Below are 12,028 nucleotides of genomic sequence, written 5' to 3'. Positions count from 1 at the left end.
GACTGGCGTCTTTGAAAGTCGGCTAGTCTTGTTGGTAATTTGTAAGAAAAAAATCGTCGGCAGCAGTGGAATAGGGACGTACGTATGTGGTTTACCCACGAACAACTTCCACGAAGCCTGCAAATGAGCCGAACGGTAATTCAGCCTCTCTGGGTTCGCACGACACACTGGATCAATGCCGTGGCGGTCGTGCTGATGGTGACAAGCGGCTGGCAGATTTACGATGCTTCGCCAATCTTTGCGGGCCTCAAATTTCCCGCGAGCATAACCTTGGGCGGTTGGCTGGGCGGCGCATTGCAGTGGCACTTCGCGATCATGTGGCTGCTGGTCGCGAATTATCTTGTCTACGTCGCCCTCAACATCCTCTCAAAGCGCCTGTGGAGAAAGCTTCTCCCGATTCGTTTCGGTGCGCTATGTCGGGATCTCGTCGCCGCGCTGCGCGGCAGGCTCGCGCACGAGGATCTGGCGCGCTACAACACCATTCAAAAGCTGGCCTATGTCGTGGTGATCGTCGACATCGCAGTCGTGATTCTTTCGGGCCTGGCGGTCTGGAAATCGGTTCAGTTTCCCCTGTTGCGAGCGCTCATGGGTGGATACGACAACGCACGGGTCGTCCACTTCTTCGCCATGAGCGTTCTCGTTGCGTTCTTCGTCGTGCACGTCGTCATGGTCGCGCTCGTGCCGCGCTCGCTGCTCCTGATGATTCGCGGACGGTAATCGAACATGCGCACTGGCAAAAAACAACGCAATGCATTTCTCGTGTCGAACGCGGATTCGATCATCAAGGACGCACGCGGCGAGTTGAAGAGTCCCGCGCGCAGATTGCTCGGCAGACAGATACTCACGCTCGGCGGCATTGCCATGCTCTCGGGCTGCGATCTCTCGAACGACAAATCCGTGAATAGCATGCTGCGCAAGATGTCGTTTTTCAACGACCGCGTACAGGCGCTGCTGTTCGATCCGAACAAGATGGCGCCGACGTATCCGGAATCGATGATCACGCGGCCGTTCCCGTTCAACGCGTTCTATGACATCGACGACGTGCCGGAAGTCGATTCCGCGACTTATCGGCTGCAGGTGGGAGGACTCGCGAACGGCAAACGCATATGGACGCTCGACGAACTACGAGCGCTGCCACAGGAAAGTCAAATCACGCGCCATATCTGCATCGAGGGCTGGAGCGCCATTGGACATTGGGGCGGTGTGCGTTTCGCCGATTTTCTCCGCCGCGCGGGCGCCGACACGACAGCGAAGTACGTCGCGCTCCATTGCGCCGATAACTACTGGACCAGCATCGATATGCCGACGGCCTTGCACGCGCAGACGTTGCTTACGCTGACCTACGACGGGGACGTGCTGCCGCCGAAATACGGCTTCCCGATGAAATTGCGCATGCCGACCAAACTCGGCTACAAGAATCCGAAGCATATCGTCGCAATCACGGTGACGAACGAGTATCCCGGTGGTTATTGGGAGAACCAGGGCTACAACTGGTTCGGCGGTTCCTGAAGTGCAATCGACCTTTTCCTCAACGCATATCTGCTAATCGGAGCATTCATGTCTATTCGACCAAGAGTTGGCGCGGCCCTTGCCGCAATGGCGTTTGCCGGCAGCGCGCTCGCGCAAACGCCTGACGCGAAGCCCGCGCGTATTCGCGGCAATATCGTTTCTCTCGACGGCGATGTTCTCAAGGTTCATCGACGCAGCGGCGACACAGTCTCGATCGACCTCGCGGCCAACGTTCCCGTTTCGTCCGTCAAGGCGATGCAGCTATCCGACATTAAACCGGGTTCATTCGTCGGCACGGCCGCGACGACGGGCACGGACGGCAAACTGACGGCGACCGAAGTCGTCGTTTTTCCTGAAGCCGCACGCGGAACGGGGGAGGGCCACTACGCCTGGGACCTCGGTCCGAACAGCACAATGACCAACGCGAATGTCGATACTGTCGTGCAGGGTACGGACGGCCGTAACCTGAAGCTGTCGTACAAGGGTGGCAGCAATGAGGTCACAGTGCCGCCGAATGTACCGATCGTTACCTTCATGCCGGCTGCGCGCTCCGATCTCGCGCCAGGCAAGCAGGTCTTCGTGGTCGCGAAATCCGCGTCACAGGGGACGTATGCCGCGCAGCGCGTGGTGGTCGAAAAGAACGGCGTCGTCCCTCCGATGTAAAAGAAAGCGTTCGGGTCTCCCGGCAGTTCCTGGGCAACCACAATCCAGGCGTCGGACTGGAACTCAAACACCTTCCCAGTCCGGCGCTTCTTGTGGGCCTGGAAATTCGCGTGGAGATTCACGAACCACAAGCAACGCAAACACCCTCGGACACGGCACTCTCTGGCGCAGCCACTTGCTGCCAGGGCGGTCGCAGAGCATTGCGGCAAGCTTGATCTCGACGGGGCGCCTTCCTGATCGATCCTGGTGCGCTCGATGCATTCGATCAGTGGGTTAGCACGCGCATCAGAAACTCCTTTGCGCGAGCGGACTGGGGATTGTCGAAAAAGACGTCCTTGTGGGCGTCCTCGACAATGATGCCCTTGTCCATGAACAGAACCCGGTTCGCCACTTTCTTCGCGAATCCCATTTCGTGCGTGACGCACATCATCGTCATGCCTTCGTGGGCGAGTTCGATCATTACATCGAGCACTTCGTTGATCATCTCGGGGTCCAGGGCGGACGTGGGCTCGTCAAACAGCATCGCGATCGGATCCATCGACAGCGCCCGTGCAATTGCAACACGTTGCTGCTGACCGCCGGACAGTTGGCCGGGATACTTGTCCGCGTGCGCCCGAAGCCCAACCCGATCGAGTAGCGCCAGGCCTTTCGCGGTCGCAGTGTCGCGGTCGCGGCCGAGAACCTTGATCTGCGCGAGCGTCAGATTTTGGGTGATTGAGAGGTGCGGAAACAACTCGAAATGTTGAAACACCATGCCGACCTTGGCGCGGAGCTTTGCGAGGTTTGTCTGCTTGTCCCCAACCGGCTGACCACCGACGACGATTTCGCCAGCCTGGATTGGTTCGAGACCGTTCACCGCCTTGATTAGCGTCGATTTGCCAGAGCCGGATGGACCGCATACGACGATCACCTCGCCCTTGTTCACTTCGGTCGTGCAGCCGGTAAGAACCTGAAACTGCCCGTACCATTTCGAGACGTTTTTGAGTGAAATCATCCTGTAACCCCAATGATCGTCAGGTTTCCTGTCTTCTTAGCGGACATGCGCCTGAGCGAGCCGCACTTCAACATGACGCTGAACCCGCGACATTGCGGTGCTAAGAACCCAATAGATTGCTGCGGCAGCCAGGTAAAGGGGCAGCGGTTGATACGTGGCTGCAATGACTTCCTGCGCCGCGCGCAGCATCTCTGTCACTGTGATGACGGACACCAGCGAAGTGTCCTTGATCAGGCTGATCAGCGTATTGCCGAGGCTCGGTACGGCCATTCTCAAAGCTTGTGGACAAATAACGTACCGGAGCGTCTGAAGGTGGGTCAAACCCAGGCTGTGTGCCGCGCTCCACTGTCCGCGGCTGATTCCGAGAATCGCGCCGCGCATGCTCTCAGAAAGGTAGGCTCCTGCATTGGCGGTCAGCGCGAGAATGCCAGCGCTCGTTGGATCGAGAGAGATGCCGAGATCGGGTAACCCGTAGTAGATGACAAATATTTGCACGAGCAGTGGCGTGCCGCGCATGAGGCTGACATACCCGCGGGCCACGCCCGTGACGAGCGGCTGACCACTGATACCCATTATGGCGACGATGAGGCCGACACAGAGGCCAAGGAATGCCGAGGCAAGTGCGAACTTCAGGGTAATCATCGCACCCATCAGAAGGACAGGCAGCGCTTGAATAACGAGGTCGATTGGAGTCATGAAATGATCCGTCACGCGGGCGCGCCACCCGGGTCTGCACCGGAGTGACGCAATCAGGGGAGGGGAGCGATTACTGCGAGACCGGCTGCGTTACGTCAGTACCGAACCAGTGCATCGAGATTTTCTTCAACGTGCCGTCCTGCTTCAATGAGTTCAGAGCGTCGTTGACCGCCTTTTGGAACTCAGGATTTCCCTTGCGGAACGGAATACCCATTTCCTGCTCGCCACCCTTCAGGACCGATCCCGGACGGAGCGGGAGATTCGAAGTCTTGATGATGTACGGCAGCATCAGGCGGTCGTCGAGCGTCGCGTCGATGCGACCGGATGCGAGATCGCGCAACTTCTCCGGAGCGCCGGGGTAGGTTTGGACATTGATACCTGAAACGGCGCGCGCCATCTGATCATAATTCGTGCCGAGCGTCACGCCGATCTTCTTCTCGCCGCCGAACTCGTTGAGCGCGTTGAATTCACGCTTGTCGTTGGCTCGCTGAATCAGTTGGGCCGCGGAAAACGTATAGGGCTGGCTGAAATCCAGCGCCTGTTTGCGCTGAGGCGTGATCGTGACTTGATTGACGATCACGTCGAACTTGCCGGCCTGCAGTCCGGCAAGAATACCGCTCCACTCGGTGGGAATGAACTCGGGCTTGACTCCCAGTCTGGTCGCGAGGGCCTTGGCCACATCCACATCGAAGCCTTCAAGTTCACCGGCTGCGTTCTGGTAATCGAACGGAGGGTAGGTACCCTCCAGGCCGACGCGCAGTACACCATTTGACTTCACCGTTTCAAGCAGGTCTTGGGCGTGTGCGCTCGCACCGACAAAGCCGAGCGCAGTCGCGACGAGCGCACCGCGCATAAGCAGACGCATGGCGTTCGAAAGTTTCATTGTCTCCTCCCTGGATTTGAGGCAGTCGTTCGATCGAGAATGTAGAAGGCTGGATGCCTTCATCGGGTTGGGGCATGGCCCCGTGAAGCAACGGCGTTGTCCTGGCTGCGTATCGTCTGCCGGACGCATCGCGGCGGCCGAACTTCGATAGCAGCCCAGGGGCCATGACGCGACGCGCGTTACGCGTCCAGCCCGTCTTGTTTTTGTTGCAGGAGATCGTACTGGCTGAGCGGGAGAATTTTTTTTCAAATCCTCTAGCGTCTATTACCTAGTGAAAGGAATAAAATTCCTTCGTGGAGCAAATATGTAGTTGACATGTCATGTACGCATGCGGATTGAAATGGGGTCTATTGGAATTTTCGCATTGGGTAGTGTTTCCCCCGATACGTGCAAATCGCGGGCATCACGTTGGGCAGATGTGTCATCGTGACCGATGAGGTCCCGATCAGTCGATGGTCGTCTCATCGAGCTGTAGAATGGCGCGAAGCGCTAATGTAGATCGCCAGGATCGAGAATGCGATCGATGCCTGCCGCACGCACTCGCGAGGGATCTGATCAGCAAGGTTGAACGAGTAGAAGAGTTTGTTCTGTCTACAGCCCCGTTGACTCGTCATCAAAATCGCGCCGGTCAATCGACGTTCTTCAATTTGCCGAATGTTCTGAAGGTACTGGCGGCTTTTTCGGAACTACCGGGGTGGAGCCGAAGTTCGAATGCCTACCTGGAAGTTGGCGAGAATGCGATGAGCAGCGCGCTGCGCGCCTGGATAGGCGTTTGCGCGCTCGTGGTGATGGCCACGAATCATGTCGCGATATATTTGTGGTACGCGCCAGAGCGCTGCTGACGCGCACCCTCCCCCAACAGATGCTATTTCTGCGGCATAACCTGACCGCGGATCTCGCCGTCCGGGTGGTCCTTCGTGTGGACATTGATGTACAAGCCGCCCGCAGCGAATTCCTTCGCCTCATCTGCCGTCAGCGTACTCTCGCCTTGGATGGGACCCTCAATGGGGGTGCTGGTGCTACCCACTTTCGTCAGCCAGACCACAGGTTTGCCATTCTTTCCCGCTACCCCAACGTGGAAATGCGCCATCGTTACCGGACTTGAAAGGTCCTTGTACGTTACGTTCCAGGTGACCTGGCGCGTGTCGGGATCGTATGTGAGCTTCGCGTCTCCCGCGCCCCTGGTTTGTACGGGAGGCACCTGCTCCGAGCCATTGAGCGGTACCGAGAATGACATGGGCGCAGCAAGTGCAACGCTCGCTGCTCCGGCACACAGGACGCCGGCAAGCGCGAGAATAGCGCGCCGTAACTGGAATGCACTCATCTGCTATCTCCTTTCGGTTAACTCAGCCGGACGCCTGGCACGCGGCGCTATCCGGCACGAGGGATCAGCGTTCAAATGTGGGTTGTTGCTGGATGCAGTGACATATGGTTTGCAGGCCGGCTGAGCGAGGTCCGTACAACCAGTGACACCCGGAGTCCGGCGAACGGGTTCGCAAGCCCACAACGTAGTTCGACCGGCCTGCGAGACATTGCCGGGACCGCACTCAACGCCGTACGCTGCGGATCGCACAGGGATCCCGGCGATGTACTGCTCAATACGGCGTGCAGCGCTCAGTAACCACCGCCCGAGGAATTGGTCGAAGTGCTCGACGCGCCGTTGCCTCCTTGATTCATATCGCCGCTCGCGGCAACGGATCCAGAAACCACGGCCATTCCGAGGCAAACGAGACACGCAAAAACTATCCGAAGCCGCTTCATAATGCTTTCCTCCTGGAGGGAAGCTCGCAGGAAGTCCCGCGGAGGGCTATCCAGCGAGGAATGAGCCGCGCAATGACCGACGACGCCGAACTGCGGATGCATGGCGGACGCGTCGCACGGCTCATCGCGAACGCTGGCATCGACATAGTTAGTAACGTTGCGCGCCTACGTCTTATTCCTCACGCGCAATCGCGATGTCCGCCTGGTTGACGGGCTGCATCACACGAAAAAGTGCCTCGCCACGTCGCAATAAAGCGCCGGCTACGCTGAGCAATACATGCAAAGTGCGCGGGCAGTTAGAACAGGCGAGGGCGCGTTGTGCGTTGGCTGCAACAATCTGCTTGAAGGCGGCCGCCCGGTGCACGTGATGCTTTGAAGCCGGCTGAGGCATTCATGCAAAGCCGAAAACGGCGGTGGAAAAGATCGTTCGCCGCGAGCCTGGCCACACCGAGTGCCCCGACCCGGGAGCGGAATATTTCGAAGTCCACTTACGTTCTTAGAGCGGACCCGAAATTTAGATGCGATCTCAGGTTCGCGAGAAGAAACATCATGACAGATATCATGCTGCGCTTGCCGCCGCCATGCTTGACATTGCTCCGCTGAACAGCCGCACCGAGTCGACACGGTGAATCAACCGTTTTTCGCTCGCGACCGGCAATTTGCGCCGCAGTCGCAAGGAGTAGTGGTACATAGCGGACCGTTCAGAGTGGACGGTATGGAACCCGATCTCGGCAGCTCGGCATAGTCCCGGCGCGTGCCACCGCATACACATATGTCCCGGCGCGGGTGAGGAGGGGCGGTATAGCCTGCAAGCGCTCCTCAACGATGGACGGAGGCCACATGTCACTCATCGTCGCAGCACGCTTTACGACATTCCCCGCCGCTGAAGACGCGGCACAACGGCTCATCACTGCCGGTTTCGTCGAGGAGGACGTCACACTGTTTTTCGTCAATCCGTCCGGCCAGCACGGATTCGAAACCATCACCGACGCAAACGCGAGGGAGGCGCCGGCGGGTGCCGAGATAGGCGTCACGATTGGCGCAGTGGTTGGCGCCCTGGTCGGCGTCGGGGTCTTCGCAGTGTTTTCGCCGCCACTTATCGTGTCGCTGATCGCGATTGGGGTGAGTGCGTATGTCGGCTCATTGGTCGGCGCGATGGTGCGCACGCGTGAAGCCAGCAACGAAGAAACCCGTGAATCCGGCGTGCTGGTGGCCGTACACGTGTCGCCGGACAGCCAGTTGAACGCCGCGCGGGTCCTGCGCGATGCGGGAGGCGCGGCGATCGAACGCGCGACCGGCCGCTGGCAACAAGGACGGTGGGCCGACTTCGATCCGCTCAAGCAGCCTGTGCCGCTCAACGAATTCAGTGAGAAGCACGCCTGATTTAAAGGAGTTTTTCGCTGAGATTTTCTCCGAGTCAATCAGGAGACAAATTGTGCAACTTCACATGGATTCTCATCATTTCACCCACGGCCAGCTCGACTGGCGGGCCGCCGTGCTGGCAGGCGTCATCGCCGGCACTGTGTTCCTGGTGTTAGGGGTCGTCTTGATGGCACTGACGACTGGCGGCAGTCTGCTGGAGCCCCCACGCATGGTCGCCGCGATTATTCTGGGACGAGGCGCATTGCAATCACCGCAAGCATTCTCGCCCGGCATCGTGCTCGCGGCCTTTGTGGTGCATTTTTCCCTTGCCACCGTATTCGCGCTTGCCCTCGGTCTGATCATGACGTCATTCAACCTTGACTCGAGCATGGAGATGGCTTCACTGGCGGGTGGTGCATTCGCAATAGCCGTTTACCTGATTAATTTCTACGCCATGACACGGCTTTTTCCGTGGTTCGCAGAAGCGCGCAACTGGGCCAGCGTGTTCGTTCACATCGTCTTCGGTATCGTGGCAGCGAACCTGTACATGAGACTGGAGCGCAGCACATCCGGCGGGGCCAAAGCGGACGCGAGCGGCCCGTCGTAGTCAGGTGCCGTGCTTTTCCGACGCTACATCTCAGATTTTTCCCGTTGACCGTCCAGCCCCCTATTTGGCTAAACACAATGGATCACAAGCTGATTTCAACCGCCGCGCCTGCCGCGCCGCATCCGCGCTCGTAGCGGGGACACCTGCTGGTATTCGCGCACGGCCGTTTCGACGTCAGGCGACAGGTAGAGCGAGTTCGCACCAATGCGGTTGGCCCGCCATGTCGACCGGCGCCGGCCCCACTCGTGGATGCGCCCGCCCACTCCGGAACGCGCATCCGGCAGGCCGTAATGCCACGCGCGTCGAAGGGGTGGCGAGGGGGGGCGGCGCTTCGCGTTATCATTGACCCCATCAAAAGAAAGGTCCAACCCGGTCCAAACCCGGTCTACCCATTCAAGCCGCCAATGGTCACAAAACAAACCGCAGGCCCCGCGCGCCGCAGCGCCGGGCCGGGCAAGCGCGCAGCGCTGCCTCCCGAGGAGACCCCAGCCGACGTGGACGCCGCCCAGTCGAGTCCCGAAGCGGACGACGAGGGCGCGGGCGCGTCCACCTATCTCGTGCCGGGCCTCGAGCGCGGCCTGCGCATCCTCGCCGAATTCTCGGCGCGCGAGCCCGTGCTGGGTGCGCCCGAGCTTTCGCGGCGCATCGGCATTCCGCGTACAACCACGTTTCGCCTGCTACAGACGCTCGAAGCGCTCGGCTTCATCGAGCGCGCCAACGGCGACCGGCAGTACCGGCTGAGCGTGGCGGTGCTGCGCCTCGGCTTCGAATACCTGAGTTCGCTCGAACTCACCGATTTCGGCACGCCGCTGCTGGAGCGTCTGCGCGACGCGACGGGCCTGAGCACCCATCTGCTGATTCGCGACGGGCGCGACGTGGTGTTCGTCGCGAAAGCGCAAACGCGCGAGCCGATGTTCAGCTCCGTGAAGGTCCATGTGGGCACGCGCCTGCCCGCGCACGCCACCGTGCATGGCCAGGTGCTGATGGGCGACCTCACGCTCGCCGAACTGCGCACGCTCTACCCCGAGAAACAGCTCGAACGCTACACGGAGCGCACGCCCGCGACCGTCGCCGATCTCTATGCGCGCGTGCGCGAGTTCGCGCAGCAGGGCTATGCGGTGAGCGAAGCGTCGTTCGAAACCGGCATCTCGGTGGTGAGCGCGCCGGTGAGGGATCACTCGGGCCGCATCGTGGCCGCGCTCACGGCGACCGTGCCGCGCTCGGACATCGGCGAGGCCGAGCGCGCACCGCTCGTCTCCGCCGTGTGCGCCGCGGCGCTCGACCTCTCGGCGCGGCTCAATTACCGGCCTGCGGCGAGCGACCCCACTGCGGCGCAGGCCGCGCGCAGCGGCAGTTTCCACGCGATCTGATTCACGCACCCACCTCGCGCGGCGCCCGAAGGCGCCGCGATCAGAACGAGTGGTGAATGCCCGCGAGCACAATCGCCTGATTGCGTCCGCTCGCCACGCCCGCGGTGAAGAAGGCCGCCTGGGCTTCGGAGTTGGCGCGCTGGTAAAGCGCGTTCACATACACCTGCGTGCTCTTCGAAAGCGAATACACGTCGCCGATCATCGCCTGGGTCCAGCGGCGGCCGGAAAGCGTGGATGTCGCCGCGCCGCCCACTACGGCATTGGCCGTCGTGAACTGGTAGTTCGCGCCGGCGTCGTAGCTCTGGAACGTATCGGAGTAGCCGTTGGACTCCAGCTTCGTGCGCGTATAGAGCGCGTGGACGAGCAGCTTGCCGAATGAGTACGACGCGCCCACACCCATGTTCTCGACCTTGTCGGCCATATAGGTGGCCGCAGGCTGGCCCTGGAACTCCGTGATGCCCGTGGTCGCTATCGCAACCGAGCGGTCGTGCTCGTTCGACCACGACGCACCGGCCTTGAACGGACCGTTAGCATAACTGAGCGAAAAGCCCATCGTTCTGCCGGTCGAGAAGTTCGTGGTATTGCCAAAGCCGAACATCGCGCCCGCCGAGAAGCCGTAAAAGCTCGGCGAACGATATTTGACTGAGTTGTTGTACGGCACGACGCCCGTATCCGCCAACTGGTCGATGTTGCCAGGATGGAAGGCATACCAGCTCGCCGCGAGATAAGCCGTGCTGAACGGATCGAGGATGTCGAACGAGAACGGCGTTTGATTGCCCAGCGTGAGCGTGCCGAATTTATCCGAACTCAGGCCAACGTATGCCTGGCGGTTGAATAGCGTATTGGCCTTCGCCATCGCGCCCGTGTTGGTGTAGAAGCCGTTTTCGAGCTGGAAGATCGCCTTGAGTCCGCCGCCCAGATCTTCCTGGCCGCGCAGGCCCCAGCGGTCGGGCTGGGTGTTGCCTTGCTCCATCATCCACTTCGAGTGGCCGCCTACGTTGCTGACGTAGGCCACACCCGCATCCAGACTGCCATAAAGCGTGACGCTGCTTTGCGCCCATGCAGATGAGACGGCGCAAATACCCGTCAACCCCGCGGCAATGAAATGCTTCAACTTTGGACTCCTGATCGTATGACGAAAAGCCGGAGCGTTCATCCGGCGTACCCAATCCATTCGCAGTGCGCGGCGTGCTTCTGTCGGCAAGCGCTCGCGGGCGGCTCCGTTTGTTCCATATATGGTTAGACGTGCTGCCTATGGAAAGTATAGAGACTCTTGCGAGACGCCAAAACACTTTTTTAGGACGGTGATTCCCCCAGGTGCGAGCCGGGGCCCGGATACCTCATGCGCGCGTAAGTGCACGTGCCGTAAGCGTTTTGGCAACCAGAACGGCGCCCTTGGCGACCTTGAAGATGTCATCTTGCAAGGTGCGCTCGGTGTTTTCCCCAGGCACGCCGGATTTCTATTTTTTTCTTCCCAAGACCGTTTCATAATTGACCATACACGAACTACTGTTCCGTATATGGAACACGGTTGAACGGGAAAGGTGACAAATGGCTGAAGAATGGCGCTGCGCCGGGCATGCCGGCGATCTGACCGAAGACGGGCCGCTCGAATACAAACTCGACGGCACGGAGATCGGCATCTACAAGGTGGGCGACGAGATCTACGCGCTGGAAAACGTCTGCCCACACGCTTACGCGTTGCTGACGCAAGGCTTCGTCGATGGCGACACCGTCGAATGTCCGCTGCACGAAGCCGTGTTCCATATCCCGACCGGCAAGTGCCTCAAGGAGCCCGGCGGCCGCGATCTGAAGAGGTACTCAGTGCGGCTCGCCGGTGAAGAAATCCAGATCAAGGTGGAATGACATGCGAGAAGTCCCCGTGAATTTCAATCCGTCGCTCAAGCCCTGGCTCGCGCCGCAACCGAACAACGTCGCGGGCAAGGGTGTGATCGAGCAGCCGGGCGAGGCGCAAAACATCGTGTGGCAAACGCGCAAGGCCGAGCCCACGCAATATGAAAACGACTTCGGCGACGCGCTCGAACAAGTGTTCGAAGCGGGCGCAGCCGAACTCGAGGAAGTCGTGGCGGGCCTGAACCGCATCGGCTTTCGCACGCCCGAAGGCGCCTCATGGAGTGCAGAGCGCCTCGCCGCCGAATTCCGTCTGCTCGCCGAATGAGCCT

Annotated in this window: 14 protein-coding genes; 9 read left to right on the top strand and 5 right to left on the bottom strand. The window is 60.1% G+C overall.

Annotated elements, in window-relative coordinates:
- The first annotated feature begins 123 nt into the window (after nucleotides 1-123).
- The 3 genes from VSR72_RS16015 to VSR72_RS16005 are packed head-to-tail and all read left to right on the top strand — an operon-like array spanning nucleotide 124 to nucleotide 2,172.
- Complete coding sequence (locus VSR72_RS16015; RefSeq protein ID WP_342953319.1) at nucleotides 124-717, top strand: cytochrome b/b6 domain-containing protein; 594 nt, start codon at nucleotides 124-126, stop codon at nucleotides 715-717.
- A 6-nt stretch (nucleotides 718-723) separates the two neighbouring features.
- Entirely contained in the window at nucleotides 724-1,509 is a 786-nt protein-coding gene (locus VSR72_RS16010) for a molybdopterin-dependent oxidoreductase (protein ID WP_342953318.1), read from the top strand.
- 48 nt (nucleotides 1,510-1,557) lie between these two features.
- On the top strand, nucleotides 1,558-2,172 hold the full coding sequence (locus tag VSR72_RS16005) for a hypothetical protein (RefSeq protein ID WP_342953317.1): 615 nt from the start codon (nucleotides 1,558-1,560) through the stop codon (nucleotides 2,170-2,172).
- Nucleotides 2,173-2,437: 265 nt separating this feature from the next.
- Here VSR72_RS16005 and VSR72_RS16000 read toward each other — a convergent pair whose 3' ends face one another.
- The 3 genes from VSR72_RS16000 to VSR72_RS15990 all read right to left on the bottom strand — a co-directional run bounded on the left by VSR72_RS16000 (nucleotide 2,438) and on the right by VSR72_RS15990 (nucleotide 4,745).
- Nucleotides 2,438-3,166 carry an amino acid ABC transporter ATP-binding protein gene (locus tag VSR72_RS16000; RefSeq protein ID WP_342953316.1) on the bottom strand — a complete coding sequence of 243 codons (729 nt, stop codon included), beginning with the start codon at nucleotides 3,164-3,166 and terminating at the stop codon, nucleotides 2,438-2,440.
- A 36-nt stretch (nucleotides 3,167-3,202) separates the two neighbouring features.
- A complete protein-coding gene (locus VSR72_RS15995; protein WP_342953315.1) occupies nucleotides 3,203-3,862 on the bottom strand; it encodes an amino acid ABC transporter permease in 660 nt (219 codons plus the stop codon).
- 70 nt (nucleotides 3,863-3,932) lie between these two features.
- Nucleotides 3,933-4,745, bottom strand: coding sequence for a transporter substrate-binding domain-containing protein (locus tag VSR72_RS15990; RefSeq protein ID WP_342953314.1), 813 nt, complete (start codon nucleotides 4,743-4,745; stop codon nucleotides 3,933-3,935).
- A gap of 476 nt (nucleotides 4,746-5,221) precedes the next feature.
- Between VSR72_RS15990 and VSR72_RS15985 the strand changes: the two genes are divergently transcribed.
- Nucleotides 5,222-5,587, top strand: a complete 366-nt coding sequence (locus tag VSR72_RS15985) for a hypothetical protein (RefSeq protein ID WP_342953313.1) — start codon at nucleotides 5,222-5,224, stop codon at nucleotides 5,585-5,587.
- Between the two features lie 23 nt (nucleotides 5,588-5,610).
- On the opposite strand, the gene VSR72_RS15980 is transcribed toward VSR72_RS15985, so the two are convergent.
- A complete protein-coding gene (locus VSR72_RS15980) occupies nucleotides 5,611-6,069 on the bottom strand; it encodes a CHRD domain-containing protein (RefSeq protein WP_342953312.1) in 459 nt (152 codons plus the stop codon).
- A gap of 1,277 nt (nucleotides 6,070-7,346) precedes the next feature.
- On the opposite strand from VSR72_RS15980, the gene VSR72_RS15975 reads away from it, so the two are divergent.
- From VSR72_RS15975 to VSR72_RS15965, 3 genes are all read left to right on the top strand, one after another.
- Complete coding sequence (locus tag VSR72_RS15975; RefSeq protein WP_342953311.1) at nucleotides 7,347-7,889, top strand: hypothetical protein; 543 nt, start codon at nucleotides 7,347-7,349, stop codon at nucleotides 7,887-7,889.
- Between the two features lie 52 nt (nucleotides 7,890-7,941).
- The gene (locus tag VSR72_RS15970) at nucleotides 7,942-8,475 is read left to right on the top strand and encodes a hypothetical protein (protein WP_342953310.1); all 534 of its coding nucleotides are present in this window, start codon (nucleotides 7,942-7,944) and stop codon (nucleotides 8,473-8,475) included.
- A 404-nt stretch (nucleotides 8,476-8,879) separates the two neighbouring features.
- On the top strand, nucleotides 8,880-9,845 hold the full coding sequence (locus VSR72_RS15965; protein WP_342953309.1) for an IclR family transcriptional regulator: 966 nt from the start codon (nucleotides 8,880-8,882) through the stop codon (nucleotides 9,843-9,845).
- Between the two features lie 40 nt (nucleotides 9,846-9,885).
- On the opposite strand, the gene VSR72_RS15960 is transcribed toward VSR72_RS15965, so the two are convergent.
- Entirely contained in the window at nucleotides 9,886-11,001 is a 1,116-nt protein-coding gene (locus VSR72_RS15960; RefSeq protein ID WP_342953308.1) for a porin, read from the bottom strand.
- Between the two features lie 395 nt (nucleotides 11,002-11,396).
- Between VSR72_RS15960 and VSR72_RS15955 the strand changes: the two genes are divergently transcribed.
- Nucleotides 11,397-11,711, top strand: a complete 315-nt coding sequence (locus VSR72_RS15955) for a non-heme iron oxygenase ferredoxin subunit (RefSeq protein WP_342953307.1) — start codon at nucleotides 11,397-11,399, stop codon at nucleotides 11,709-11,711.
- Nucleotide 11,712: 1 nt separating this feature from the next.
- Nucleotides 11,713-12,024: a recombinase-like helix-turn-helix domain-containing protein gene (locus tag VSR72_RS15950; protein WP_342953306.1), complete on the top strand. Its 312-nt coding sequence runs from the start codon at nucleotides 11,713-11,715 to the stop codon at nucleotides 12,022-12,024.
- The last annotated feature ends 4 nt before the right edge of the window (nucleotides 12,025-12,028 follow it).

Origin of the sequence: Paraburkholderia sp. JHI869 (assembly GCF_038900775.1) — a bacterium.
Classification (GTDB): Bacteria; Pseudomonadota; Gammaproteobacteria; order Burkholderiales; family Burkholderiaceae; genus Paraburkholderia.
Note: the sequence above shows the minus strand (reverse complement) of the source record. Positions and strands in the feature narration are given on the sequence as shown.